This window comes from Streptomyces thermoviolaceus (genome assembly GCF_045209695.1).
In the GTDB taxonomy this organism is placed as follows: Bacteria; Actinomycetota; Actinomycetes; order Streptomycetales; family Streptomycetaceae; genus Streptomyces; species Streptomyces thermoviolaceus.
Genome location: NZ_CP109280.1, coordinates 5,212,692 through 5,238,192, shown reverse-complemented (window position 1 = coordinate 5,238,192; position 25,501 = coordinate 5,212,692). Strand labels below are relative to the sequence as shown.

General features: G+C 75.3%; 19 protein-coding genes and 2 pseudogenes. 9 read left to right on the top strand and 12 right to left on the bottom strand.

Annotated features, from left to right (window positions below; translation table 11 throughout):
* The first annotated feature begins 80 nt into the window (after positions 1-80).
* Together OG899_RS22850 and OG899_RS22845 are read left to right on the top strand one after the other, a co-directional pair.
* Positions 81-509 (top strand): hypothetical protein, encoded by a 429-nt coding sequence (locus OG899_RS22850; RefSeq protein ID WP_168130704.1) that lies wholly within the window; start codon positions 81-83, stop codon positions 507-509.
* 147 nt (positions 510-656) lie between these two features.
* Positions 657-1,648, top strand: a pseudogene (locus OG899_RS22845) (phosphotransferase family protein).
* A gap of 144 nt (positions 1,649-1,792) precedes the next feature.
* Here the strand turns inward: OG899_RS22845 and OG899_RS22840 are convergent.
* The 5 genes from OG899_RS22840 to OG899_RS22820 all read right to left on the bottom strand — a co-directional run bounded on the left by OG899_RS22840 (position 1,793) and on the right by OG899_RS22820 (position 10,660).
* Positions 1,793-6,463, bottom strand: a complete 4,671-nt coding sequence (locus tag OG899_RS22840) for a hypothetical protein (RefSeq protein WP_406311127.1) — start codon at positions 6,461-6,463, stop codon at positions 1,793-1,795.
* A 66-nt stretch (positions 6,464-6,529) separates the two neighbouring features.
* A complete protein-coding gene (locus tag OG899_RS22835; RefSeq protein WP_125500110.1) occupies positions 6,530-7,414 on the bottom strand; it encodes a hypothetical protein in 885 nt (294 codons plus the stop codon).
* A gap of 106 nt (positions 7,415-7,520) precedes the next feature.
* Positions 7,521-9,047, bottom strand: coding sequence for a hypothetical protein (locus OG899_RS22830; RefSeq protein WP_125496028.1), 1,527 nt, complete (start codon positions 9,045-9,047; stop codon positions 7,521-7,523).
* A gap of 117 nt (positions 9,048-9,164) precedes the next feature.
* Positions 9,165-9,860: a GntR family transcriptional regulator gene (locus OG899_RS22825; protein ID WP_125496029.1), complete on the bottom strand. Its 696-nt coding sequence runs from the start codon at positions 9,858-9,860 to the stop codon at positions 9,165-9,167.
* A gap of 209 nt (positions 9,861-10,069) precedes the next feature.
* Complete coding sequence (locus tag OG899_RS22820) at positions 10,070-10,660, bottom strand: TetR/AcrR family transcriptional regulator (protein ID WP_125496030.1); 591 nt, start codon at positions 10,658-10,660, stop codon at positions 10,070-10,072.
* A gap of 140 nt (positions 10,661-10,800) precedes the next feature.
* On the opposite strand from OG899_RS22820, the pseudogene OG899_RS22815 reads away from it, so the two are divergent.
* Positions 10,801-11,798 (top strand): annotated as a pseudogene (locus OG899_RS22815) (NAD(P)-dependent alcohol dehydrogenase).
* A 113-nt stretch (positions 11,799-11,911) separates the two neighbouring features.
* On the opposite strand, the gene OG899_RS22810 reads toward OG899_RS22815, so the two are convergent.
* Together OG899_RS22810 and OG899_RS22805 are read right to left on the bottom strand one after the other, a co-directional pair.
* Complete coding sequence (locus OG899_RS22810; protein ID WP_125496031.1) at positions 11,912-13,333, bottom strand: HEAT repeat domain-containing protein; 1,422 nt, start codon at positions 13,331-13,333, stop codon at positions 11,912-11,914.
* 365 nt (positions 13,334-13,698) lie between these two features.
* Positions 13,699-14,091: an ankyrin repeat domain-containing protein gene (locus tag OG899_RS22805; protein ID WP_125496032.1), complete on the bottom strand. Its 393-nt coding sequence runs from the start codon at positions 14,089-14,091 to the stop codon at positions 13,699-13,701.
* Positions 14,092-14,424: 333 nt separating this feature from the next.
* On the opposite strand from OG899_RS22805, the gene OG899_RS22800 reads away from it, so the two are divergent.
* Both OG899_RS22800 and OG899_RS22795 read left to right on the top strand, forming a co-directional pair.
* A complete protein-coding gene (locus OG899_RS22800; RefSeq protein WP_125496033.1) occupies positions 14,425-14,619 on the top strand; it encodes a hypothetical protein in 195 nt (64 codons plus the stop codon).
* Positions 14,620-14,674: 55 nt separating this feature from the next.
* Positions 14,675-16,330: an ABC transporter ATP-binding protein gene (locus OG899_RS22795; protein ID WP_125496034.1), complete on the top strand. Its 1,656-nt coding sequence runs from the start codon at positions 14,675-14,677 to the stop codon at positions 16,328-16,330.
* A 248-nt stretch (positions 16,331-16,578) separates the two neighbouring features.
* Here the strand turns inward: OG899_RS22795 and OG899_RS22790 are convergent, their stop codons facing one another.
* The gene (locus tag OG899_RS22790; protein WP_125496035.1) at positions 16,579-18,078 is read right to left on the bottom strand and encodes a PLP-dependent aminotransferase family protein; all 1,500 of its coding nucleotides are present in this window, start codon (positions 18,076-18,078) and stop codon (positions 16,579-16,581) included.
* Positions 18,079-18,112: 34 nt separating this feature from the next.
* Between OG899_RS22790 and OG899_RS22785 the strand changes: the two genes are divergently transcribed.
* From OG899_RS22785 to OG899_RS22775, 3 genes are all read left to right on the top strand, one after another.
* Entirely contained in the window at positions 18,113-18,853 is a 741-nt protein-coding gene (locus tag OG899_RS22785) for a YitT family protein (protein WP_229813823.1), read from the top strand.
* Complete coding sequence (locus OG899_RS22780) at positions 18,850-19,617, top strand: glycerophosphodiester phosphodiesterase (protein ID WP_125496037.1); 768 nt, start codon at positions 18,850-18,852, stop codon at positions 19,615-19,617. Before OG899_RS22785 ends, OG899_RS22780 begins: the two co-directional genes overlap by 4 nt.
* Positions 19,618-19,957: 340 nt before the next feature.
* Positions 19,958-20,332, top strand: coding sequence for an RNA polymerase-binding protein RbpA (locus OG899_RS22775; protein ID WP_125496038.1), 375 nt, complete (start codon positions 19,958-19,960; stop codon positions 20,330-20,332).
* Positions 20,333-20,570: 238 nt separating this feature from the next.
* On the opposite strand, the gene fxsA is transcribed toward OG899_RS22775, so the two are convergent.
* The 4 genes from fxsA to OG899_RS22755 form a co-directional block, all read right to left on the bottom strand.
* The gene (gene fxsA, locus OG899_RS22770; protein ID WP_125496039.1) at positions 20,571-21,137 is read right to left on the bottom strand and encodes an FxsA family membrane protein; all 567 of its coding nucleotides are present in this window, start codon (positions 21,135-21,137) and stop codon (positions 20,571-20,573) included.
* A 64-nt stretch (positions 21,138-21,201) separates the two neighbouring features.
* Complete coding sequence (locus OG899_RS22765) at positions 21,202-22,005, bottom strand: polyprenol monophosphomannose synthase (protein ID WP_125496040.1); 804 nt, start codon at positions 22,003-22,005, stop codon at positions 21,202-21,204.
* Positions 22,006-22,630: 625 nt separating this feature from the next.
* Positions 22,631-24,232, bottom strand: a complete 1,602-nt coding sequence (locus OG899_RS22760; RefSeq protein ID WP_125496041.1) for an amidohydrolase — start codon at positions 24,230-24,232, stop codon at positions 22,631-22,633.
* Between the two features lie 75 nt (positions 24,233-24,307).
* Positions 24,308-24,748, bottom strand: a complete 441-nt coding sequence (locus OG899_RS22755; RefSeq protein WP_029382997.1) for an Lrp/AsnC family transcriptional regulator — start codon at positions 24,746-24,748, stop codon at positions 24,308-24,310.
* 201 nt (positions 24,749-24,949) lie between these two features.
* On the opposite strand from OG899_RS22755, the gene OG899_RS22750 reads away from it, so the two are divergent.
* A complete protein-coding gene (locus tag OG899_RS22750; protein WP_125496042.1) occupies positions 24,950-25,384 on the top strand; it encodes a hypothetical protein in 435 nt (144 codons plus the stop codon).
* The last annotated feature ends 117 nt before the right edge of the window (positions 25,385-25,501 follow it).

Genomic DNA, 25,501 nt, shown 5'->3' with positions numbered 1-25,501 from the left:
GCGGTGCGTGACGGGCAGTCACCAAGTGGCCGGTACGGGGACACCCGGGGGCGGGCGGTGCCGGCAGCGGGGAGGGACACATGAGGGGCACACCACAGCATTCGGACCGCCCCGGTCCGCGCAGACCCCTGTGGGTGGAGGAGCCCGCGCGGCGGCCCAGGCTGCCCGATCCCGTACGCGAGGCGGCCGTGCGGGCGGTGCTGATCGTCGCCGTGACGCTCGTGCTCGCCGTGACCGCGTTCCTGCTGACGATGGCGGGGTCCTGGCTGGCCTTCCCCATGGTCCTGTTCGCCGTGGCCGGCACGGTGGTGGCGACCTGGGCGGTGCTGGACGTCTGGGTGACCCGGCAGGTGTGGGTGCAGCGCGGCGGTGTGATCTCCACCCCGCGCAGCACCGCGCGGGCCCTGCGGCGCGAACGGCGCCGGGCCCGCCGGGAGGCGAAGGCCGCCGCGCGCGCCGAGGCGCGCATGCGCCGCAGGGGCGGGTCGGAGCAGCTGTCGCACCCGTGACACGCCGGTACGGGGCCGGCCGACCCGGCTGTACGGATGTCGCCCGGGCGTCCGGCGGCGGCCGCGCGACCGGCCGTGCCGTCCCGGTGCCGCCGGCGGACTCGGTTCACCCGGTGCGCAGGCCGTCAGACGGACAGTGTGCCCTCCATGGACGAGGGGGCGGAGAACGTCGGCGTGGACGTCGCCGGTCGGAGCTGGGGTGCGACGCGTGCCTGGGTGGAGAAGCAGCTGTCCGCGGGGGAACGCGTCGGGCGGGTCGAGCGGTTGCGCGGCGGCTGGACGTCACCGATGCGCCGACTGGACGTCCGCGGTCCCGACGGCCGGCGCTCGCTCGTCCTGCGGTCCTTCGTCGAGCCGTTCTTCGTCCGGCACGGAAGGCCTGGTCACCCGTGAGGCGGCCGTACTGCGCCTGCTGGCCGGCCTCGCCGGCCGCCCGGACGTGCCCGCCGCCACGCTCGTGGCGGCGGACGCGACGGCGCGGTACTGCGACCACCCGTCCCTGCTGATGTCCCACCTGCCCGGGACCGACCGTGCGCCTGGACGACCGGGGGCCGATGCCCGTGCTGAGCTGATGACCCGTCAACTCCTGCGCATCCACCGGGTGCCGGTGACCGCGCGGCAGCGGCCCCGCACCTATCCCCTGGGCCCCTGCCCGAGCGGGTGACCGTGCCGACGGCCACCCGACGGCCCGGGCTCCGGCGGCGGGCCCTCGACGTGATCCGCCGCGACCCCCCGGCCCGGCAGGGGTGTTTCCTGCACCGGGACTTCCATCCCGGCGACGTCCTCTTCACCGGCACCGACGACGGTCGCCTCCGGATCAGCGGGGTCGTCGACTGGGTGGAGACCTCCTGGGGACCGGCCGACCTGGACGTGGCGCACTGCTCGACGGCTCGCGCCCTGCTGCACGGGGTCGACGCGGGCGTGCGTTTCACCGACCGCCATGTCGCCGCGGGAGGCACCCTGACCGAGGACGACACCGCCCGGCTGTACTGGCGGCTGCTGGACGCGCCGGGCTTCGCCCGGACGCGGAGAAGGTCGCCGTGCCCTGGCGTGAGCTGGGCCGCAGCGACCTGACGGCGGATGTCCTCACGCACCGTCTGGAGGGTCACATCGAGTCCCTGTTCGACCGCTGTGCCTGAACCGCCGCTCCGGGGCGGACATGGCACGGCACCGGCCTCCACGCCCCCAGCGGGTCATGAAGGCCGGCGTCGCACTCCGGTGCTGAACCCACCCGCCCCGCCTGTCTGGCTGCCGCCGGGCGGGCCCGGCCCCGGATCGGGCGGTCAGGCCGGGCGTTTGAACATCCGCGTGGCCGTGATCTCGCTGTGCACCGCCTGCCCCTCCGGGACCGGCTGCGGCAGGCCCGGGCGCAGATGTTCCTCGACGCTGATGTACTTCAGTCCCGCCCTCAGATCGGCGTCGTTGCGCAGCCGGATGACCAGCGGGAACTCCGCCAGCGCCGTGGTGTCGAACAGGCCGGTGGTGTACAGCAGCTGGACGCCGAGGGCGTCGGCGACGGCGCGCTGCAGCTCCAGCAGATACGTCGCGTTGGCCCGGCCGATGGGGTTGTCCAGGAACAGGGTGCCGGCATGGCGGTGCCGGTCGTGGCCGCGGTCGTTGCTGCGCAGGGCCGCCATGGTGCAGTACAGGGCGATGGCGGCGGTGAGCAGCTGGCCGCCGGAGAAGACGTCGCCCATCTGCCCGACCGGGACGCGCTCGGCGCGCAGCACCGCGTCCGGTTTGAGGATCTCCACGGCGACGCCCTTGGGCTGCAGTGCGGCGGCGACTCCGCGCAGCAGCAAGGACATGCCGTCGCGGCGCAGATCGGAGTTCTTCTTCACGGCGGCGCGGGTGGCGTCGTCGATGACCTCCCCGAGCCGCTCGGTGAGGGTGGCCTGGTCGGGTTCCTCGAAGCGGATGCGCAGGAACTCCTGCCCGGACCACTCCCCCAGGCCCTCCGGCAGCCGGGACAGGCGCTGGGCGGAGCGGAGTGTGGCGAGCGCCGACTCGACCAGGCCGCGCAGCCGGTCCACGATCGAGTCCCGGTTGCGTTCCAGCTGGGCGAGTTCGTCGGTGAGGACGCGCAGCCGGGGCGCGAAGGCGTCCGCCCATCGCTGGGCGTGTTCGGGCAGGGCGGAGGCGGGCAGTTCGCGGATCTGCTGCCGGGCGGGAGTGCGCACCTGCTCGTAGCGGGCGGAGTTGGCGTGCCGGACGAGGACGTCGGCGGCCTCGCGCACGGCGGCCTCGGCGGCCGACAGGTCGGCGGCGCAGCCGCGCAGCGAGCGGCGGGCCTCGGCGGCCGCCTGCCGGGCCGCCTCCATGCTGCCGGGGTAGGGCTCCGGGTCGGTCTGCTCCTCCTCCCCGGCCGGGTCGCGCAGCGAATCGCGGAGCATCGCGGCGAGTTCGTCGAAGCCGCCGGCCGCGTCCTCGGCGGCCCGGTGGGCGTCGAGCAGCTCCTGGTGGGTCTGCCGGGCCTGCTCCAAGGCCTCGGTGCGGGCGGCGAGTTCGGCGGTGGCGGTGCGCAGCAGGGCCTGGGCGTGGTCGGCGTCCGCGGGCACCAGGTCCTCGGGCAGGTCGGTGTGGCCCTCGCCGTCCGCGGGGGCCAGGCGCTCGGCCTCGCCGCGCAGCCGGCCGAGCTGTTCGCTCGCCGAGGACATGCGGGCCTCCAGCACGTGCACCAGTTCCTCCGCGCGGGCGGCGGCGGCCTGCCGGGACGGCCCGTCGGAGCCGTCGGGCGACTGCAGGAGCTGTTCGGCGCGGGTGCGGACCTTGTTGCTCAGGCGGTCCAGTTCGGCGCGGGCGGCGCTCTCGTCGCTCTCCGCGCGGGCCTGTTCGGCGCGCAGGTCGGCGCCGACACCGACCTTCTCGTACACCTGGGAGGCGGCCCGGTAGGCCTCGCGCAGGGCGGGCAGGGACGCCTTGGGCGCCTCGGCGTCCGCCTCGGGCAGGTCGTCGGGGGCGCCGGCGATCTCGGAGCGTTCGGCGCGCAGGGCGCGGGCGGTGCGGCGGGCGTCGTCGGCGGCGCGCTGGGCGGCCCGGCGGTCCTCGTCGGCGGCGCGGGCGCGCTCCAGGCAGGCCTGGGCGCGGGCCTCGGCCTCGGCGGCCTCGTCGGCGAGTTCGCGCAGCCGAGCCTGCCAGCCGGCGCGTTCCCGCAGCCGGGAGGCGAGCCCGGACAGGGCGGCGGCGGCACGGCGGGCCTGCTGGGCGGCCTCCTGCCGTTCGTCACGGAGCCGGGCGGCCTCGGCGGCGGTCTCCTCGGCCTCCGTCAGGGCGGCGCGGGCCTCGGCCAGGTCGGCCTCGGCCTCCTCGGCGAAGGCGCGGGCGGCGCGCACGGCCTCGGCGAGTTCGGCCAGCCGTCCCGCCGGGCAGCCGGCGCGCCAGGAGGCGAGCCGGGCGGACAGTTCGCGGTCCTTGCCGAGCCGGGCGGCGAGCCGGCGGATCTCCTCGTCGCGTTCGGCGGCCCGTTCCCGCAGCGCCTGCCGTTCCTCGTCGGCGGCGAGTTCGTCGTGCATGGCCGGGTTCGGCGGGACGAGGAAGACCTCGCCGTCGCCCGGGCCGGTCTCCGGGGCCGGGGCGAGCAGCGCGGCGGCGGTGCCGACGGCCACCGCGGACCTGGGCAGCAGAGCGGCGTCGGCGAGTGCCTCGCGGGCCCGGGCGTGGGTGTCCGGGTCGGTGATGATCACACCGTCGACGAGTTCGGGCCGGGCGGCCAGCACACGGGCGTGGTCGGCGGGGTCGACGGACTGGGCGAGGTAACGCCAGCCGGGCAGGGCGGGAATGCCGTGCTCGCCGAGGAACTCGACGGTGGCCAGCACGTCCGGGGACGGCGGGAGCAGGCCGCCGTCGCCGAGCGCGCCGAGGATCCGCGCGTCGTCCGCGGCGGCGGTGCGCAGGTCGAACAGCTGCCGTTCGGCGGAGGCGACCGCGTCGTCCAGCAGGCCGCGCAGCTCCTCGGCGTAGCGGTCCAGGTCCTCGGCGGTCAGCGGTCCGTCGGTCCGGGGGCGGCCGTCGGCCTCTTCGGCGCGCGGGGACGCCTGCCCCGGTGCGCCGGTGCCGTCCGTGTCGTCGGAGGCGGGACGCGGTCCGGGCACCGTGACGCGGGCGGCCGCCGAGGGCAGGCCGAGCAGTTCGGCGAGCCGTTCCTCGGCGGCGAGCGCCTCGGCGGTGCGGCGTTCGGCGTCGTAGTCCCGTTCGGCGGCGGCGGCCGCGTCGGCGGCGCGGGCGGCGGTCAGTTCGGCGCGGGAGGCCGCGGCGGCCGCCTCGCGGGCGCGCTCGGCGGCCGTGCGGGCGGCCTCGCGGGCCTCGTCGAAGGCGGCGACGGCGGTCTGTTCCGCGTCACCGGCGGCCAGCGCGGCACGGGCCGGGTCGGCGTCGGGGCCGCTGTCGTCGAGCCAGCCGGCGCGGACCGCCTCGGCGGTCTCCTGCTCGACCTCCGCCAGCCGCTGCCGCAGGTGCTCGGCCTCGCTGCGGGCGCGCTGCGCCTCGGTGGCGGCGGTGGTCGCGTCCCGGTGCGCGGTCTCGCTCGACTCCTGCAGCTGCGCGGAGCGTTCCTCGCCCTCGTTGGCGAGGGCCTCGGCCTCCTCGGCGGCGGCGTGCAGGGCGCGGACGAGGTCCACGGCGGCCTCGGTGCGGGCGGCGAGCGCGGGGGCCGCGTCGCGTTCGGCCTCCTGGATCGCGGCGGAGACGCGGGCCACCCGGTCGGCGGCGGCGCGGTGGCGCAGCACGGCCTCGGCGGCCTGCCAGGCGGAGTGCAGGGTGCGTGCCTCGGCGAGTTCCTTCTTCTGCGCGGCGGCGGCCTTCTCGGCGGCGGCCAGCGCCAGGGAGGCGTGCCGGTAGGCGAGTTCGGCGGAGATCAGCGCGCTGCGCTCGCGGGCGCTCTCGCAGTCGGTGACGGCATGGGCGGCGGCGGTGACGCGCTGGGCGAGGTCGGCGGCGCGGGCCCGCTCCTGCGCAGCCCGGGCGGACAGCCGGCGGGCCAGGGTGCGGGTGCGGCGTTCGGCGCCGGCGTGCACGTCGCGGGCGCGGGCGCGGGCCTGGTCGGCATCCACGACCCGGCCGAGGAGTTCCACCGACCCGGCGGTGAAGTCGCGTTCGGCCATCAGCTCGGCGCGCCGGCCCAGCTTGTCGGCGAAGCCGCTGACCAGGTCGGCGAGGCCGTCGGTGTCGCGGGTGTCGGTGACGGCGCGCAGCAGCAGGTCGGTGAAGTCGGAGTCCTTCTTCACCGCGAACAGGCCGGCCGCCTCGCCCTCGTCGGCGTTCATCTCCCGCTGGTAACGGAAGAGTTCGGGATCGAGGCCCAGCTCGCCGAGGTGCTCGGTCCAGCGTTCGTGGATCTCCTCCCAGTGCACCTGCAGGTGCGGGTAGGTCTTGCCGGCCTCGGTGAGGGCGTCCCGGAATCCCTTCATGGTGCGGCGCCGGCCCTTGGCACCGGAGGTGCCCTCGGCGGGCGGGCGGATGGAGGTGGCCTCGGCCACGGGCAGGTTGTCCAGGGTGAGGCCGGGGCCGGGGCGGAAGGAGTACCAGGCCTCGGCGAACTTCCGCGGGTCGGTGGACACTTGGCGTCCGCGCCACTCGCTGACCTTGCCGACGACCACGCACTCGCCGGTCAGCACGTGCTGCCACTCCAGCGCGACATGCCCGCAGTCGTCGGCGAGGAGGAACTTGCGCAGCACGCCGGAGCTGGCGCCGCCGAGGGTGTTGCGGTGACCGGGCAGCATCACCGAGAAGATCAGTTTGAGCAGGACCGACTTGCCGCCGCCGTTCTCCAGGAACAGCACACCGGCGGGGGCGGGTCGGCGCGGCGGGCCGGCCGGTTCCTCCTCGAAGAACTCCCCCTGCGTGGGTGCGGGTTCGGGCACCGGTTCGCCCACGCCCCGCAGGTCGAGCACGGTGTCGGCGTAACGCGCACCGGCAGGCCCGATGGAGTAGAGGCGGACCCGGGACAGCTCGTACATGGCGGACTCTCGTCAGTGTTGGTGCTAATCGGGGTGGTGCGGGGCCGTGGGAGGCGGGCCCCGGGGTCAGGACGGCGAGTGGAACGGCAGCCCGGCCTCGGCGACCAGGTCCAGGTCGTCGGTGTCCTCGGCGGGCAGCAGGCTGGGGGTGCCGTCGGTGACCGGGACGATACCGAGGTCCAGCAGTTCGGCCAGGGCGGCACTGCCCGCCATGTCGCGGACCTGGAGCTGGTAGCGGGCGGTGGTGCGGTAGGTGCCGCCGTTGTCGTCGCCGGTGCGCTGCAGGAAGCCGGAGTCGGCGAGGAAGGCCATGGCCTTGGCGACGATGCCGGTGGTGGAGGAGGCGGGACGGCGGGCGTCCTTGGTGGCGCCGGTGGCGCTGCGCCGGGCCCACACCCGCCAGGCGGCCTCCAGCCCGGGGGCGTCGGTGGCGGGGTCGGTGTTCTCGCCGCGTTCCTCGGCGCGTTCCTCCAGGCGGCGGCACGCCTGGCGGACGAAGGCGTCGACGCCGTTGACCGTGACCCGGCCGACGTAGGCGTCGTCCGCGAGGTCCTCGGGGCGCGGGAACGCGAGGGCGGCGACGGCGAGATGGGCGAGCCCGTGCAGGAAGCGGTCGCCGGAGTCGGCGGCGGTGCGGCGGGCGTAGTCGCCCATGCGGACGGCGAACACCGAGTCCTCGGCGGCGGTGACCACCATGCCGGCGCGCGGGGACACCTCCAGTACGACCAGGCCGAGGCCGGCGGCCACGGCGTCGGCGAGCCGGGCGAAGGCCGGGTCCTCGCGGTGGCGGCGCAGCAGGTCGGCGTACTCCTGGTCGCGGGCGGGCTGCAGTTTGGGCTGCAGACCGAAGGCGACGAGCCGGGCCGCGTCGGCGGCGTCGGCGGGCGTGACGGGGGCCGTCCCGGCCGCACCGCCGCTGTCCGGCTCGATGCGCTCGACGTGCTCGGTCACGGACACAACTCCTTGTATTTCACGGTGGGACGACGACGGGCGGGGGCGGGCGGCGGGCACGCGGGACGGTCGGCGGCCGGCCCCGCCGGGGTGGTGGGGCGGAGGGTCACACGGCCTCCGTGCGGTCGGCGGCCATCCCGGCGGCGTCCAGCAGCGCGGTGCCGACGATGAGGTCCGCCCCGCCGAACTCGGGGTCGTCCAGCTCGGTGCCGTCGTCCACGGCGAACAGCAGCTTCTCCTCGCCCTGGCGGTAGGCGGTGCCGACCGGCGGGCTGGCGGCGTGCACGGCCAGCAGGGCGACCAGGTACGGCAGGTCGGGGTCCTGGGCGCGGGCCTCGGCGAGCAGCCCGGACAGCCGGCGCGGCGCGTCGGCCGGCAGGTCCAGCAGCTGCTGGGCGGCGGCCATCTGCTCCTCGCTGAACCGGCTGTCGTCCGGGGTGGCGATCAGGTCGGGTTCGGGCATCTCCGCACCGAGGTGGTCGCGTTCGGCGGGCGGGGTGAACAGGATGTCCACCAGGTCGCCGAGGCGCACGGACACGGGGGTGCGCAGGCCGGTGCCGTGGGCGAAGAACGCGTCGGTGACGCGGAGCGCCTGCTCCAGCGGCAACGGCAGGGTGGGCGCGAGCAGGTGCCCGTACAGGTCCGTGCCGGAGGCGGTGACCGGGGTGGCGAAGGCCTGCCGGTCCTGTTCGGCGCGGAAGAGGGGGCCGGCTTCCAGCAGCCGGACCTGCAGCTGGGTGTGGCGGCGGATGCAGTCCTTGACGATGTCGACGAGTTCGGCGGCGCGCCGCTTGTGCTCGGGGTCCTCGGACTCGTCGCGGGCCCGGCGGATGTTGGTGAGGATCGCGTTCTCGTGCCGGTAGCGCTCGGCGACGTGGTCCAGCGCCTCGGCGATCATGTCGGGGACCGCCTTCAGCCAGTCCACGGCGCGGACGTTGCGCCGGGTGGCCTCCAGGGCGCGGCGCAGCGACTCGGCGTACTGCACGGTGCGGTAGCGGGCCTGTTCGGCGGCGAGCTGGGCGTCGGCCAGCCGGCCCCGGCTGATGAGCACCTCCAGCTTGACCTCGGCGGCGATCTGCGCGCTGGTGACGTCGGTGTCGAGGGCGCCGACGAGGACGTTGACGGCTTCGTCGGTGGTGCGCAGGTACACGGTGCCGCCGGGGCCGGGGACCTCCTCGATCAGCTTGAAGTCGTAGTCGCGCCGCACATAGGTGCCGTCGGGCTCGAACATGCCGTAGACGACGCGGAAGCCGCGGTCGGCGCTGCCGACGTTGATCAGGTTCTCCAGGACCCAGCGGGCCACCCGCTCGTGCTCGGCGGCCGGCCGGTCGGGGGCCTGGGCGGCGACGCGCGGGATCAGCCGGGCGACGACCTCGTCGTGGTCGGCGCCGGTGTCGAAGTCCATGTGCAGCGTGACGAGATCGATCGCGGCGAGGGCGATCTCCGCCATGCCGTACACCGTGTACTCGCCGGCGAGATTGGCCTTGCGCGCGTCGAGGTCGTGCAGGGGCGCGGTGCAGGCGAGTGCGCGCAGCCGCCGCGCCAGTCCCTCGTCGGCGGCCGGGCCCACAGCGGGCCGCGGCCCCGCGCTGAGCTGGGGCGGATCACTGTCCGTCGTTGCAGGCGAAGTCACGGTCACAGACTAGGTCCTCGATCTGACAACCTCCCAAACGGCGTCGGCCGCGGCCGTCGAGGACACGCCACGTCCGTGACGTGCCGTGCGCTCGCAACCCCGTGCGGGCCGGGCGGGTCAGACGGTCTGGCCGACCCTCCGCCGGTAGACCTCGACGACGCCGTCCAACGACTCGTCGAGGTAGACGGCGAGTTGCTGCTCGGCCTCCTCGCGCCGGCCCTCCCGCAGGGTGCGCAACAGCTGTTCGTTGCGGACCAGATAGGGCTCGTGCAGCCGGCGCGGGTCGTCCACGACGTGGAAGGCGAGCCGGAGTTCGGCGAAGACGCTGCGCATCAGCTCGTCGGTGCGTTCGCTGCCCGCGAGCGCGACCAGCGCGCGGTGGAAGTGGATGTTGGAGGTGCCCAGCGCCTTCCAGTCGCCGGCGCGGGCGGCCCGCCGGCCCTCGGCGACGGCCTCCGCCACGTCGTCGAGCGCGTACGGCGGCTCGCCCAGGCCGCGCACGACGGCGCACTCGACCAGGCGGCGGGTGCGGTAGATGTCCTCGACGTCCTCGACGGTGAGCACCCGGACGAACACGCCCCGGTTCAGCTCGTGGACGAGCAGCCGCTCGTGGGTGAGCAGCCGGAAGGCCTCGCGCAGGGTGTTGCGGGAGACGCCGAGCGCGCCGCCGATGCTGTCCTCCGACAGCCGGGTCCCGGGCGGGAAGTACCCTTCGGCGATACGGCTCCTGAGGATGTCCGCGACCCGCTCGGCGGTGCTGGTGCGCCCCAGAAGGGCCCGGTCGTCGGCCAGATCTCTCAGGTGCTCAGCCATGCTCGTGATTCAACCGCATCGTGCGAGAACGAAACAACACGGGTATCGCGGAATCGTTGAACGACCGGCCGAAAATGATCGCCCGGCGTGGCGCCGGGGGGCGCGCCGTCCGGCGCCGGGGCGTCCGCCGGCTGCGGCGGTGTCCGGCCGTCCGGCGACAGCGGTGCGCCGTGGTCCGGCGCCGGGCGAGCGGTCGTCGTCGCGCCCGGTCAGCCCTCCGTCCGGTCGGCGCGCAGCCCGGCGAGGTGGATGCGGACGAAACGGCGCCATGCGGAGCCGCCCTCGTCCGGTGTCGCGGCGACCACCGCGTGGATCGCCGCGACGAGCGCCCGGATGTCGTCCCCGGTCACGTCCGGCGCCAGATGGCCGGCGTCGACCGCCTTCTGCGTGAGCTGCCGGATCCGCTCGAAGGTGCGTCTGCTCACCTCGTCGTCGGGGCCGATCCGGCCGGCCAGCAAGGACGCGTAGCGGCGCTTCTCGGTGTTGAAGGCGCCGACGAAGTCGAGGAACCGCTCCAGCCCGGCCGCGGGATCGGGATCCGCCAGGGCCGCCGCGCTCGCCTCGTCCAGCTCGTCGACGAAGAGCCGGGCGATCGCGTCGAGGAGGGCGTCCTTGCCCGGGAAGCGGCGGTAGATCGTGCCGACGCCGAGACCGGCCCGCGCGGCGATGGACTCCATGCTCGCCTGCGGCCCCTGCTCGGCGAAGACCTCGCGTGCCGCCTGGAGGACGACGGCGTCGTTGCGCACCGCGTCGCGGCGGGGCGCACGCCGGGAGGACGAGGGGCCGGGTCGTTCGCGCATCACCCTCAGTCTAAGCGAATCGGAACGATCGTTCCGCAGGCGGATTAAGATGAACGGAAATTCCGATTCACTTTCATCGCAAGGAGCCGTCCATGAGGAGGACGACCGGCTGACGGAGCTTCGACCCCGCCTCCAACGCACTGACCCGCGTCACCCTCGACCGGCGTGACCTGCGGCCCGACGACATCGCCGTGCGGATCGACCACTGCGGTGTCTGCCACAGCGACCTGCATCGCATCCACGGGATGCTCGGCGAGAAGAACCTCGTCCCCGGTCACGAGGCGACCGGCGTGGTCGTCGCCACCGGGGAGCAGGCCACCCGTTTCCGCACGGGCGACCGGGTCGCCATCGGCACGATCGTCGACTCGTGCGGGACATGTGCCATGTGCCGGGCCGGGCAGGAGAACTACTGCCACGAGGGTCCGACCACCACCTACGGCGGCACCGACCGCATCGACGGCACGCCGACCCTGGGCGCCTACAGCCGGGAGTACGTGCTGCGCGAGACGTTCGCGTTCCGCCTGCCCGAGGCGCTCGACCCGGCCGCGGCGACGCCGCTGCTGTGCGCCGGCATCAGCGTCTGGGAGCCGCTGCGGGCCGCCGGCACGGGTCCGGGGCACCGCGTGGCCGTCGCCGGGCTCGGCGGGCTCGGCCACCTCGCGGTGAAGTTCGCCGCGGCGCTCGGCGCCGAGGTCACCGTCCTGAGCCGCAGCGCCGCCAAGGAGAAGGACGCCCTGCGGCTCGGGGCGGCCGGGCTGATCGTGACCACCGACGAGGCCCAGGTGGCCGCGGCCAGGGGGCGCTTCGACCTCGTCCTGGACACGATCTCGGCCGACCACGACCTCGTGCCGCTGCTCGGCATGCTGGGCCTCGACGGCACCCTGTGCGTCCTCGGCACAACCCCCTGATGGACGGTCCGAGGCCGTACGAGCTCGTCACCGGCCGCAAGAAGCTCACCGCCTCCGGTACGGGAGGGCTGCGGCAGACCGCACAGATGCTCGCCTTCTGCGCCGAGCACGGCATCACCGCGGACGTCGAGGTGCTGCCGTCCAGCCAGGTGGAGACCGCTCCGGACCGGCTTGCCGCGGGCGACGTCCGCTACCGGTTCGTGCTGGACCTGTCCGACCTCGACCGGTGAGCCGGGGCGGGGCCGGGACCGTCGTACGGCACCGGCCCCGCTTCCCTCGCAGCGACCGGAGCGCCGCCGCGCCCGGCCTCTCGCCGGACCGTGCGGCGGGGGCGGCCGGGCCGTCAGGCGGTCGGCGTGTCGCCGGATCCGATGCGGCTGCGGACGGCCGTCTGCACCTCGGCCTCCTCGGCGGGGTCGGCGGCCAGCCGGCGCAGGCGCTCCACGACGCGGCTGTCCCCGGTCTCGGCGTAGCGGGCGGCGAGTTCGCGGGTGGTCTCCTCGCAGTCCCAGAGGCACTCCACGGCGAACCCGGCGCGGAAGGAGGGGTCGGTCGCGGCGAGCGCGCGGGCGGCGCGACCGCGCAGATGGGAGGAGGCCGTCTCCCGGTAGATGTGCCGCAGCACCGGTGCGGCACAGGTGATGCCCAGGCGGCCGGCGCCCTCGACGAGGGTCCACAGGTCGGGCGCGTCGGGGCCCTCGCCCCGCACGGTCCGGCGCAGGGCGGCGAGGACGAGGTCGCGGTCCCGGGCGCCGCCGCGACAGGCGAGCATGCGGCCGGCGGCGGCGCCCAGCGCGCCGGGGCGCGGGGCCCAGCCGCGGGCCCGGTCCAGGGCGGCGTCGCCGCGCATCCGTTCGAAGGCCTCGACGGCGGCCTCGGCCACCGGGGCGGGGCCGGTCGTCGCGGCCGCCTCGATCAGGTCGAGGGCGTCCGGGTCGCCGCTGTCGGCGAGGTAGCGCAGGGCGGTGCAGCGGGCGGCCTCGGCACCCTCGCGGGCGACCCGCAGGATCGTGCCGCGGTCCCCCGGTCCGGCCACGGCGGCCAGACAGCGCGCGGCGGGAACATGGCGGGCGGTGCCGCGCTCCAGGCCCTGCTGGGCCCAGTCGAACACGGCCTGCACGCTCCACCCGGGGCGGGGGCCGCCGGGCCGCAGCTGCCGCTGCCAGCGGTCGAAGCTGCCGGCCTCCTGGGCGGCCCGCACCCGTGCGGCGATCGCCGGACGCGGATCCTCGGCCCACAGCCGCCACGGGCGCGGTTCGAAGGCGTCGCGGACGGCGGCGGCCAGCTCGGCCTCGCCCTGGGGGTCGGCGGGGAAGCGCGCGAGGACCGGTTCGGCCAGCGCGCGCAGCCCGGCGTCGTCGTCTCTGAGGGCCAGCTCGTCCAACGCCCAGGCCCAGTTGGCGCCGCTCACGGCGTACCGGCGCAGCAGCGCGAGGGCGTCGCGCCGGCCGTAGGAGGCGAGGTGGCCGAGGACGGAGAGGGACAGCCCGGTGCGTGACTCGTCGGGGTCGAGGGTGTCCTCGGGGGCGAACAGGTGGGCCTCGATCGCGTCCAGGTCGCCGGCGAGGTCGAGATAGAGCCGGGCGTAGTACAAGGAGCGGTTCTCCACCCGCCAGTCGTGGCGGGGGTCGTGCCGCACGCACTGTTCCAGCGCCGCCAGCGCCTCGGCGCGGGGGGCGGTGAGCGCGTGCAGCGTGCCGTCGCCTCGGCCCCGCTGCAGAAGGCCGAGCAGCGTGCCGCTGGGCGCTATGACCGGATCGAACATGGACAACACAGCCTCACATCGAGCGTCGACGCAACCGGGAACCGCACCTCACCGGGCTGCGTGACACCACGTCGGGGCGCCCGCCGTTGCCTGCTTGCTGTAGACCATGTCCCTCTGCCTCTCGTCGGTGGCCCGGACGGGCCGCGTCACGGACCGCGCGGTGCGGCAACACCTGCCCGGCCGTCGCGTCCGTGAATCACGACGTCATGATGACCCGGCGTCCGCGCCGCCGCGACCGAAATTTCCGGCGGCACGTCCCCTCCGGCCATGGCCGTCGCCCGTCACCCGTACGGCGGCGGGGCGCGCCGCCGGGGCCGCGGGGCCGCCGGCGGGCGGGTCGTCCGGGACGTGCACGGCCCGTCGTGTCACGGCCGGCCGAACAGCTCCAGCAGCTCGGTCCTGTTGAACATGCGGGCCGTGTCCACGGCCGACGGCGTCCCCGCGTCGGGGTCCGCACCGCCCTCCAGCAGGGCCTCGACGACCTCCCGCTCGCCCTTGAACACCGCCCCGGCGAGGGGTGTCTGGCCGCGGTCGTTGACGCGGTCGGCCTCGGCGCCGCGCGCGAGCAGGGCGCGGACGGTGCCGGCGTGTCCGTGGTAGGCGGCGAGCATCACCAGCGAGTCGCCGCGGTCGTTGGTGAGGTCGGCCGGGACACCGGCGTCGATGTAGGCGACGAGCGCCTCGGTCTGCCCCCGCCGGGCCAGATCGAAGATCTTGGTCGCCAGCTCCACGACCTCGGGGTCAGGGGCTTCACTCATGCGTGCGGACCGCCTCTCGCTGTGGACGTCGGGGACTGCGGGGGCCGCGCGGGCTTCCGCGGGGCGCCGGGTACGGCCGTGCGCGGACTCGGCCGTGGGGGTGAACCGCCAGCGTACTGGCTCGGGCGGCGCCCTTCGCGCCCGGTGCCGGGGTAAAGATCACCGCGGACCGGGACGGGCGCAACAGGACCAGGCGGCCGGTTCCCGTGCCGGTTCCGCCACGCGGCGGAAATCGGCCTGATCTCACCCAGTTGCACCTTTTGTCATATAGACACATCCTGTGATGCTGGAAGGACTCAGGGTGACTGTCCCCCTCGACACCAGGAGATTCCCATGATCCTCTCCGTCTCAGGCGTCGTCCTGTTCGGCATCCTCGTCTTCGTGTTCTTCCGCAAGGACGGACTGAAACCCTCCCACGCGTGCGTGTCGGCCCTGTTCGGTTTCTACCTCGCCAGCACGGCCATCGCACCGAGCATCAAGGCCGGCGGAGAGAGTCTGGCGAGCCTGCTCGGCGGCATGAGGTTCTGACCCGCGACCGTCCGAGCGGGGACACCCGCCCCACGCACCACCCAAGGAGGCTCAAGTGGCCCGGCGCCCCCTCCCCCGCATTCTCACCACCGGCGGCGCCCAGCTCGCGCGGAGCCGGGAGCTGGCCCGGACCGCCGCCGACAACGCCACGGACGTCCTCCACCCGCTGATCGTCATCGCCCGCGGCCTGCGCCGGCTCGCGGCGGCCGGCCGGCGCAGGTGGGCGCAGACCCCGAAGGACCGGCGCGGCCCCGTGCTGTTCCTGGTGGGGTCGGTGATCCTGGTGGTGGCGATGGTGCCGTACGGACCGCTGCTCGCTGCTCTGACGGTGACCGCGGCGGCCGCCTGGCAGGGCCGTGACCGCACCCCGCCCCCGTCCGAGGACCCGGCCGAGCCGCGCACCCAGCGCCTGGTCGCCCTGTACGAAGCCCTCGTGCCCTACTTCTCCGCCGCCGGCGACCCCGACCCGCTGTACGCCCACGGCGGCGCGTGGCAGAAAGCCTTCCCCGACCACCGGTTCGACGACTCCGGCCGCCTGTGCCATCTGGTGATCCGCTACCCCGCCCACTTCACCGACGGCGAACCGGAGGCCCGCGCCCGCATCGAGCACCTGCTGGCCGCCAAGGCGGGCCGCGGCAGGGAGTACCTCTTCACCTGGAACGAGGAGGACAACGAGCTGGCGGTGACCGCACTCGCCCCGCTGCCCCACGGCATCCCCGCCCAGCGTTTCGTCACCGCCCCCGGCGAGACCGTGCTCGGCTTCACCGACCCCGGTGAGGTTCCGCGCACCCTCCCCCTGAGCTTCGGCGAGGAACAGCGCGATGTGCCGCCGGTCGTCTGGCGCACGGGCCTGCGCTCCACCGAGCCGCATCTGCTGGCTCTGGGCCAGCCGGGCAGCGGCACCTCCACCCTGCTGCGCTCGATCGCGCTGCAGGCCCTGCGCCACGGCGACGTACTCGTCGTCGACGGCGGCGGCACCGGCGAGTACGCCTGCCTGACCGGGCGCGACGGCGTCCTCGCGGTCGAGTGCACGCTGGGCGGGGTGCTGGCGAGCCTGGAGTGGGCCGCCACCGAGACCGAGCGCCGGCTGGTCGCCGTCAACCGCGCACGGCAGGCCGGGCACCCGCCGCCCGACGACACCCGGCGCCCGCTGTGGCTGCTGCTCGACCGGCCCACCGCGTTCACCCATCTGGCCGCCTCCGACGGCCGCAAGGACCCGCAGACGCTGCTGCAGATGCCTCTGCGGCACGGCCGCGCGGCCAACGTGACGGTGGTGGTGGCCGAGCAGTTCGACAGCGCCGACGCGCTGTGCGACGCGGTACGGCAGCACACCCGTGCCCGCGTGGTGCTGGGGCCGGCGACACCGGAGCAGGTCAAGGCCGTGCTCGGCGCCCCTCCGCACACCACGCCGCCCGCCGCCGTCCCGCCCGGGCGCGGATACGCCCGGCTGGGCACGGGCCCCGTGCACCGGCTGCAGGTGCCGGCGACTCCCGACCCGTACGACGACACGGTGAGCGAGGAGCTGCGCCGGGCCGTGCTCGACCTGCTGCCGCCCAGGACGACGCCGCCGGACGGGGAGAGGGTGCCGGAGAACGGCACACCGGTGAGCGAGGAGACCGCGAAGGCCGCCGAGGCCGTCGACGCGGTCGGGACCGTCGAGACCGTCGACGCGTCGATGACGACGAAGGCGGCGGTGCCGGACCGGTCCTGAGACGCCGCCGGCGGCCGCGTGCCGCCGCCGACGGTGCGCGGCCCGCGCGTGGGCGCGGCGCGCCTGGCGCGAGGACACGGGCGGCGCCGTCCCGGGCGGGCCCCGAAGACCCGGAGGCTGCCGTAGCAGCCGTAGATGCCGTAGCACCGGAGGCCCCGGAGGACCGTCGGTCCCGCGGCGGACGGCACCGCCGCCGTCCGTCGACCGCGGCCCCGCCCCTCCCGCCGCTCCGGCCGACGGCGCGGCGGTCAGGCCACGAAGCTGCGAGGCTGTGCGCCGTTGCCGGACGCGCCCGTGCGGACCAGGCGGGCCGCCGCCGCCAGCCGCACCGCGGCCTCGTCGGCCACCGCTCCTGCGACCGTGAACGGCAGCCGGACGTATCCCTCGAAGGCGCCGTCGACGCCGAACCGCGGACCGGAGGGAATCCGTACCCCCAGCCGTTCGCCCGCCTCGGCCAGGCGCGAGCCCGACAGGCCGCCGGTGCGCACCCACAGGGTCAGGCCGCCGTGCGGCACCTCGAACTCCCAGTCGGGCAGTTCCCGCCGCACCGCCGCGACCAGGGCGTCCCGGTTCTCCCGGGCCTGCTCGCGGCGCCGCCGCACCGCCTCCTCCCAGCCGCCGGTGGTGAACAGCCAGTTCACGGCCAGCTGCTCCAGGACGGGGGTGCCCAGGTCCGCGTAGGCGCGGGCGGCGACCAGACTGCGGATCACGTCCGGCGCGGCGCGCACCCAGCCGATGCGCAGCCCGGCCCAGAAGGCCTTGCTGGCCGAGCCCACGGTGATCACCGTGGAGCCGGCGGGGTCGAACCCGCACATCCGCCGCGGCATGCGCAGGTCAGGGTCGAGGGACAGCTCGCTCATCGTCTCGTCCACGACCAGCACCGTCCCGGCCGCGCGGGCCGCCTCCACCAGGCGGCGCCGCTGGTCCTCGTCGGCGAGGGCGCCGGTGGGGTTGTGGAAGTCGGCGACCACGTAGGCGAGGCGGGGCGCGGCCTGGCGCAGCACGTGGCGCCACCGGTCCAGGTCCCAGCCGCTCAGCCCCTCCCCCATCGCGACGGGCACCAGCCGGGCACCGGCCTCCCGCATCAGCTGCAGGATGTTGGCGTAGGACGGCGACTCCACCGCGATGCGCTCGCCGCGGCCGCCGAAGAGGTGGCAGATGGCGTCGATGGCGCCCATGGCACCGGTGGTGACCATGATCTGCTCGGGCATGGTCGGGACGCCCCGCGCGGTGTAGCGCTCGGCGATCATCGACCGCAGCGCGGGCAGCCCGGCCGGGTAGTCGCCGTGCGTGTGGGCGTAGGGCGGCAGTTCCTCCAGCGCGCCCCGCACGGCCCGGGTGAGCCACGGCTCGGGTGCCTGCAGGGCCGCGGTGCCCAGATCGATCATCGAGCCCAGCGCCTCCGGCGGCAGGGGTTCCAGTCCTCGGGCGGGCAGCGGATTGCCGGCCGGGACCGCCGTCCAGCTGCCCGCGCCCCGCCGGGACTCCAGGAAGCCCTCGGTGCGCAGCGCCTCGTAGGCGGCGGCGACCGTGGTGCGGCTCACCGACAGCGCGGCGGCGAGTTCCCGCTCGGCGGGCAGCCGGGCGGCCACGGGGACGCGTCCCTCCAGCACGAGCACCCGGACGCCGTCGGCCAGGGCCCGGTAGGCGGGCGGGCGCCGGCTGCCGGGGCCCGCCGGGCGGTGCTGCTGGGAGTTGAGCAGCCGGGCGAGCTGCGCGGCACTCACCACCGAGGTCCACTGCGGCATGCGAACCAGTCCACCTTCCTCGAATTGGCCGTGGATGACCTTCTGCGCGCGGCCACAGAGTGGCACGACCAGGCCACGTCCATCATCACCCACCGTGAGGGGGACCGCTGTGTCCGCTGCCCCGCCCCGGTCGCGCCGCCTGGTCCGGCGCGGCGTCCAGCTCGTCGTCGGCCTCGTGCTGTACGGCGTCAGTTCCGCGCTCGTCGTGGCGTCGGGCCTCGGGCTGGGCCCCTGGAACGTGCTGCACGAGGGACTCGCCGAGCGGACCGGGCTGAGCATCGGCGTGGTGACGATCCTGACGGGCGCGCTGGTGCTGCTGCTGTGGATACCGCTGCGGCAGCGCCCGGGCCTCGGCACGCTCGGCGACGTCCTCGTCGTGGGCCTGGTCATGGACGGCACCCTCGCCCTGCTGCCCGGCGTGCACGCCCTGGCCGTACGCGTCCCCGAGCTGGTGGCGGGGATCGTGCTCAACGGTGCGGCGACGGGGCTGTACATCGCCGCGGGGTGGGGTCCCGGCCCCAGGGACGGGCTCATGACCGGCCTGCACCGGCGTACCGGGCGCTCGATCCGGCTGATGCGGACCGTGGTGGAGGTGACGGTCGTCGTCACCGGGTTCCTCCTGGGCGGGACGGCCGGGGTGGGCACCGTGCTGTACGCGGTGTCGATCGGCCCGCTGGCCCAGCTGTTCCTGCGCCTGTTCGCCGTCCGCAAGGCCGCCTCCGATCCCCGGGCCGTTGCCCCGCCCTCACCCGAGCGGGTGATACTGCACCCGTGACCGCGCCCGCCCGCCACCCGTTCCTCGACCATCCCGGGCCCCTCGCCTTCGCGCACCGAGGCGGGGCGGCCGACGGCCCGGAGAACACCCTGGCCCAGTTCCGTCGGGCGGTCGCGGCGGGCTACCGGTACCTGGAGACCGATGTGCACGCCACGGCGGACGGGCGGCTGGTCGCCTTCCACGACGCCGTCCTGGACCGGGTGACCGACGCCTCGGGCCGGATCGCCGACCTGCCCTGGGACCGGGTGCGCCTCGCCCGCGTGGGCGGACGGGAGCCGGTGCCGCTCTTCGAGGAGCTGCTGGCGGCCTTCCCCGGGGCGCGCTGGAACGTGGACGTCAAGGCGGACGGTGCGCTGCGCCCCCTGCTGGAGCTGATCGAGCGCGCGGACGCCTGGGAGCGGGTGTGCGTCGGCTCGTTCTCCGAGGCGCGGGTGGCGCGGGCGCAGCGGCTGGCCGGGCCGCGCCTGGCGACGTCGTACGGCACACGCGGGGTGCTGGCGCTGCGGCTGGGCTCCTGGGGGCTGCCGGCGGCACCGCGCCGGCCGGCCGTGGCGGTGCAGGTGCCGCTCGCCCGGTGGGGTGTGCCGGTGGCCGACGCGCGGTTCGTCCGGGCCGCGCACGCGCGGGGGCTGCAGGTGCACGTGTGGACGGTGAACGACGCGGCGACGATGCACCGGCTGCTGGACCTGGGCGTGGACGGCATCGTGACCGACGCTCTCGGCACGCTGCGGCAGGTGATGGAGGAGCGCGGCGTGTGGCTCTGAGCCCGCTGCGGACCCCCGCGCGCCGGAGCGCCCGGCGCAACGCTCCGGCCGAAGGATTAGCACTCGGCGCGCGAGAACGGTACCGTACGCGTTCGGCCTGCCCCAGGCGTACCGTTACTGCGCGCCGAAGGTGCCGGAACGCTGGGTGACAACACCTGGCAGACGTGACAAACCGGGCGCCGGTGGGTACTGCACTGGAGACCAGGCTGCGGCTACGACGGCGACGCATGACCCCGGAACGGGACTCGGAACGGGAATCTTCACCGCCGACCGGACGTTGACCGGATGACGACGACAGCGACACCTGTCCTGTGGGCGACCAGCCCGGGAGGCACGATTCATGAGTGAGCGAGCTCTTCGCGGCACGCGCCTCGTGGTGACCAGCTACGAGACCGACCGCGGTATCGACCTGGCCCCGCGCCAGGCCGTGGAGTACGCATGCGAGAAGGGGCACCGTTTCGAGATGCCCTTCTCGGTCGAGGCGGAGATCCCGCCGGAGTGGGAGTGCAAGGTCTGCGGGGGCCAGGCACTCCTGGTGGACGGCGACGGGCCGGAGGAGAAGAAGGCCAAGCCGGCGCGTACGCACTGGGACATGCTGATGGAGCGGCGCACCCGTGAGGAGCTCGAAGAGGTCCTCGAGGAGCGCCTCGCCGTTCTGCGCTCCGGTGCGATGAACATCGCCGTCCATCCGCGGGACAGCCGCAAGAGCGCCTAGTCCTCGCGCGGATGTGTGCCGGCTCGTCCGGCACATTCCTCCGACAGGGCCGCGGGCGCCGTACGTCTTTTCAGGGGACGTACGGCGCCCGCGGCTTTTGTCGTGTTCCGCACAGGCGGCAGGCAGCACCCGCCGCACCGGAGGGGGCCGCGCCCCGAGCGGTTCGCTCCGGGACACGGCCCCTTGTCATGCTCAACGAAGGCCGGAGGACGCCGCTCGGCGGGTCACCGACGGCCTCTCAGCGGGTCAGCGGCGGGCGCTGCTGGTCCGGACCGTCCTCGGGCTCCTGCCGGATCACCTCGCCCGGGACCACCTTGCCGCCGGGGCCGCCGGGACCGTCGGTGCGGACCCATGCGAAGGTGTCGCCCAGCGGGCCGACGCCGGCCCGGCGCAGCCGGCGGTCGACCGACCGCTCCACGCGCCGGCTCACCAGCCGCTGGACCGGCGGGATCAGCAGGAGCAGTCCCGCGGCGTCGGAGATCATGCCGGGGATCATCAGCAGCAGCCCGGCCAGCATCGTCAGGCCGTTGCCGCCCCGGCGCCCGGACGGAACCGCGCCGTGGCGCAGGGTGGCGTCGAGATCCCGGAAGGCGCGCCGGCCCGCCCGCTTGATCACCGCGGCACCGGCCACGAAGGTCGCGACCAGCAGCAGGAAGACCGTGAACCCGTTCGCCGCCCCGGCGACCAGGCTCAGCAGCCAGACCTCCAGCACCAGCCAGACCACGAGGGCCGCCGGCAGATACCTGCGCAGCCGGGAGCGCGCGGGGTGGGTGGTGTACGAGGAGGTCGAAGCGCCTGTCGTCATGCTCCCAGTGTGCCGAACCCCGGCTCAGGACCGGATAAGAGCCGGGGCCGGAACCGGACGAGCGCTACGGCCGGGACGCCGGGCCCTTCTTGCCGGTGATCCTGTCCACCCGCTCGCCCACGCCCCAGGCGGTGACCCGCCACAGCGCCTCCACGAGGATGTCGCGGCTCATCTTGGAGTCGCCCAGCTCCCGCTCGACGAAGGTGATGGGGACCTCGACGACGTGGTAGCCGGCCTTCACCGCGCGCCGCGCCAGGTCGACCTGGAAGCAGTAGCCCTGGGAGGCGACGTCGTCCAGGCCCAGGCCCTCGAGCGTCTCCCGCCGGAAGGCCCGGTAGCCGCCGGTGATGTCCCGCAGCGGCAGGTCCAGGGCGAGACGGGAGTACAGGCTGCCGCCGCGGGAGATGAACTCGCGGCCCTTGGGCCAGTTCACCACACGTCCGCCCGGCACCCAGCGCGAGCCGAGCACCAGGTCGGCGCCCTTGAGGGCGGTCAGCAGCCGGGGCAGCTCCTCGGGCTGGTGGGAACCGTCGGCGTCCATCTCGACCAGCACGCCGAAGTCGCGCTCCAGGCCCCAGCGGAAGCCCGCGAGGTAGGCGGCGCCCAGGCCCTCCTTGCCCTTGCGGTGCAGGACGTGGATCTGCTCGTCCTCGGCGGCCAGTTCGTCGGCGAGCTTGCCGGTGCCGTCGGGGCTGTTGTCGTCGGCCACCAGGACGTGCGCCTCGGGAACGGCCTTGCGCACCCGGCCCACGATGGCCTTGATGTTCTCCGCCTCGTTGTAGGTCGGGATGATCACCAGCGTGGTGCCGAGCGGACCGAACCGCCTCTGCCGGCCCCGTTCCGCGCGGGTGCCCTCGCCGTCGTTCACTGCTGCCCCTTCATGTCCGAACGCAGGGCACCACCTTAGTGGTCAGGGCCTGCGGGGATGTGCCACCACGGCCGTGCGGTGGCGCCGGTGCGGCGCAAGCGGGGCGAACCGGCCCCCTCCCCTGCGGTCCGCCGCACCCCCGTGCGGCCGCGAGGGCCCGCGCCCGGCCGCGGCGGACCGCGACACGACCGCCGCGGGTCCGGGATCCGCCGGCCTGCGGACGGGGCCCGGTGCCCTTCGGGCCGACCTGGGACCCGCTGGCTGCGGGTCGACCGAGAGCCGTTGTCTACTGAGCACCCGGGCCCCACCCGGGTCACACCTGCCGACCGTCCGGAACGTCTCCCCCGCCGCCGCGGGCGCTGCGCCTGGCTCCCGTGACGGTGTCCCGGTACGGCACACCGTCCCTGACCCAGCGGCACTGCGACGCGGGCACGGAAGTTCCCAGGCCGGGCGTCCGGTGGTGGACGCGGCAGAACCTACCGGCCCCCCGCCGCCGCCTGTCAAACAGCCGCCCGGCACGCCGGACGGGGCACCCGCCGCGGGCCGGAGCGGACAAAGCGCAGGTAGCGCGAGGGGAGGCGGGGGGCGGGCCGGGACCGGATCCGCTCCGAAGCGTGCGGTCAGATCACTCGCCCGGCCGTACGAACACCGTCCGCCCGCCCACGACCGTCCGCAGGCACACGGGCAGCTCCTGGCCGGGGGTGAGGTCGGGCAGCCCGGGGGTGCCCGAGCGCGGGTCGGTCGACCAGCGGGCCACCCGGTCGTCGGGGGCCTGGACGACGAGCGCGCCGGTCCGCCACACGGCGTAGTCCGCGGGCGCGCCGGGCACCAGGACGCCCGCGTCGTCCCGTCCGATCGCCCGCCAGCCGCCACGGGTGTGCGCGGTGAACGCGGCACGCACCGAGACCCGGTGTTCGGGAGTGCGGTGGAACGCGGCGGCCCGGACGGTGCCCCAGGGGTCCAGCGGGGTGACCGGGCTGTCGGAACCGAAGGCGAGCGGCACGCCCGCGCGCAGCAGGGCCGCGAACGGGTTGAGGGTGCGGGCCCGCTCGGCGCCCAGCCGCTGGGCGTACATGCCGTCCGCGCCGCCCCACAGCGCGTCGAACGCGGGCTGCACGGACGCCGTCAGGCCCAGTTCGGCGAAGGCCGCGATGGTCTGCCCGGTGAGCATCTCGGCGTGCTCCACGCGGTGCCGGGCGGCTCGGATGCGGGCCAGGCCGACCTTCTGCGCGGCGGCCCGCACGCCCTCGACGACCGAGGTGACGGCCGCGTCGCCGATGGCGTGGAAGCCGGCCTGCAGGCCCGCCTCGGTGCAGGCGACGACGTGCGCGGCGACCGCGTCGGCGTCCAGGTGCGCCGTGCCGGTGTGGTCGGCGTCGGCGTACGGCGCGTGCAGGCAGGCGGTGTGCGAGCCGATGGAGCCGTCGACGAACAGGTCGCCGGCGGCGCCGGCCGCGCCCAGCTCCCGGGCCTTGTCCACGTCCCGCTCCGCCCAGTAGCCCACGACCCGCGGGCCGGGCTCCTGCGCGGCGAGCTTCAGCAGGGCGGTGAAGTCGTCCTCGCCGGAGATGTCCGGGCCGCCGCACTCGTGCACGGCGCCGATGCCGAGGGAGGCCGCGTGGGCGAGCGCGGCGCGCTGCGCCTCGGCCCGCTGCGCCGGGGTGATCGCACCGTGGGCGACCGCGCGCACGGCGTGGTGGGCGTCGCCGGTCAGCGGGCCGTCCACCGGGCCGAGGCCGGGCACCAGGTCGAGCAGCGCGGTGGTGACGACCGCGGAGTGCACGTCGATGCGGCTGAGGTACAGCGGGCGGCCGCCGGTGGCCTCGTCCAGTTCCGCGCGGGTCGGCGGGCGCCCGCCGGGCCAGCGGGCCGCGTCCCAGCCGTGACCGAGCAGGACCCGGTCGTGCGGCCGGGCGGCGGCGAACTCCCGCACCCGGGCCAGGGCCGCCTCCAGCGAGGGCGCGTCGGACAGGTCCAGCCCGGTGAGCGCCAGGCCGGTGGCGGTGGTGTGCACATGGGCGTCGGTGAACGCCGGGGTGACCAGGGCACCGTCGAGGTCGATCACCTCCTCGACGCCGTCCGCGAAGGCATCGGCCGCGCCCTCGGACCCGACCCAGGCGATGTGCCCCGACTCGACGACCATCGCGGTGGCGAACGGGTCGGCGGGGCTGTGGATCTCCCCGCGGCGGAGGAGGACGGTACGGGGTTCGGCGGTGCGCTCACTCATGCGCACCAGTCTCGCGCGTCACCGGTGCGGCCCGGCACGCAGGGCGGCGGACGACGCGCACGGCGCCGACGGCGGTCAGATGCGCGGCGGACGCGCCTCGTACGGCGTGGACAGCACCACCGTCGTCCGGGTCGACACGCCGGCCAGGCTGCGCACGCGGGCGAGCAGCTCCTCCAGCTCGTGGGGGGTGGCCACGCGCACCTTGAGGATGTAGTTCTCGTCGCCCGCCACGCTGTGGCAGGCCTCGATCTCCGGCACTCCGGCGAGGCGGTCGGCGATGTCGTCGGGGGCACTGGGGTCGAAGGGCTTCACCGAGATGAACGCCGTCAGGGGCAGTCCCACGGCCTCGGGGTCGACGACCGCGGCGTATCCGCGGATGACGCCACGCTGTTCCAGCCGCCGCACCCGCTGGTGCACGGCCGAGGTGGACAGGCCCGTGGCCTTGCCCAGGTCGGTGTAGCTCATCCGCCCGTCCTTGACGAGCAGCTGCACGATCTGTCGGTCCAGCTCCTCCATGGCGCAAGAACCTACAGGGCGCGCGCGGCTCCGCGCCGGTCGCGTCACCCGCGGCGCACTCCCCCTGCCCGTATGTGAGCAACACCACACCGTGCCGGTGCCGTTCGTAATGCTTCCGTGATTACCGCCGTGAGCGGACGGGAAGTGCTTGCTGTGGTCGAGGCCGAGCGCCTCACGGCCCAGCTCTAGGGGGAGAATCCCATGCACAGTGTCAAGCGCCGTCCCGTGTCCAAGCGGCAGCAGCAGGTTCTCGAACTCCTGCCGGACAGCGCCGCGTTCGACGACGGCGACGCCGAGGAGTTCGACGACCACGACACCGAGGTGTACCGGGTGATCTGCCCGGAGTGCGCCCAGCCCATCGCCCTGCTGCCGGACGACGAGGTGCTGCCGCAGCACGCACGGTGCGCCTCGCCGTGGAACCCGTTCGGCGCGACGGTCTGCTCGGGCACCGGACGCAAGGCGTCCGACGCCCGTCCGGCGAGCGAGACCTTCACCCCGCAGGAGGAGAAGACCGCCGTGGTGCTGACGCTCCCTCAGGGACTCGACTGGCGGATGCAGCCCTTCTCCCACGTGGGCGGCCCGGGCACCCGTCCGATGCGCGTGCCGGTCCCGACGCTGCGCCGTCGGGCCGCCTGAGCCGTCGGGCCGTTCGAGCCGCCGAGGCGCCCTGCCCGGCGTCGGCGCTCCGCACCGGGGCGCACCGGCCGCCCCGCCACGGGATCCCGTGGGCGCCGCGGGCGGCGCGGCACACCG

Excerpts from the sequence above, each read along its gene's own strand:
- OG899_RS22850 (WP_168130704.1), top strand. The coding sequence starts at position 81 with ATGAGGGGCACACCACAGCATTCGGACCGCCCCGGTCCGCGCAGACCC.
- OG899_RS22825 (WP_125496029.1), bottom strand. The coding sequence starts at position 9,860 with ATGGCTGAGCACCTGAGAGATCTGGCCGACGACCGGGCCCTTCTGGGG.
- OG899_RS22800 (WP_125496033.1), top strand. The coding sequence starts at position 14,425 with ATGATCCTCTCCGTCTCAGGCGTCGTCCTGTTCGGCATCCTCGTCTTC.
- OG899_RS22760 (WP_125496041.1), bottom strand. The coding sequence starts at position 24,232 with ATGAGTGAGCGCACCGCCGAACCCCGTACCGTCCTCCTCCGCCGCGGG.
- fxsA (WP_125496039.1), bottom strand. The coding sequence starts at position 21,137 with ATGACGACAGGCGCTTCGACCTCCTCGTACACCACCCACCCCGCGCGC.
- OG899_RS22750 (WP_125496042.1), top strand. The coding sequence starts at position 24,950 with ATGCACAGTGTCAAGCGCCGTCCCGTGTCCAAGCGGCAGCAGCAGGTT.
- OG899_RS22790 (WP_125496035.1), bottom strand. The coding sequence starts at position 18,078 with ATGCCGCAGTGGACCTCGGTGGTGAGTGCCGCGCAGCTCGCCCGGCTG.
- OG899_RS22755 (WP_029382997.1), bottom strand. The coding sequence starts at position 24,748 with ATGGAGGAGCTGGACCGACAGATCGTGCAGCTGCTCGTCAAGGACGGG.
- OG899_RS22810 (WP_125496031.1), bottom strand. The coding sequence starts at position 13,333 with ATGTTCGATCCGGTCATAGCGCCCAGCGGCACGCTGCTCGGCCTTCTG.
- OG899_RS22805 (WP_125496032.1), bottom strand. The coding sequence starts at position 14,091 with ATGAGTGAAGCCCCTGACCCCGAGGTCGTGGAGCTGGCGACCAAGATC.
- OG899_RS22840 (WP_406311127.1), bottom strand. The coding sequence starts at position 6,463 with ATGTACGAGCTGTCCCGGGTCCGCCTCTACTCCATCGGGCCTGCCGGT.
- OG899_RS22785 (WP_229813823.1), top strand. The coding sequence starts at position 18,113 with ATGACCTTCTGCGCGCGGCCACAGAGTGGCACGACCAGGCCACGTCCA.
- OG899_RS22820 (WP_125496030.1), bottom strand. The coding sequence starts at position 10,660 with ATGCGCGAACGACCCGGCCCCTCGTCCTCCCGGCGTGCGCCCCGCCGC.
- OG899_RS22775 (WP_125496038.1), top strand. The coding sequence starts at position 19,958 with ATGAGTGAGCGAGCTCTTCGCGGCACGCGCCTCGTGGTGACCAGCTAC.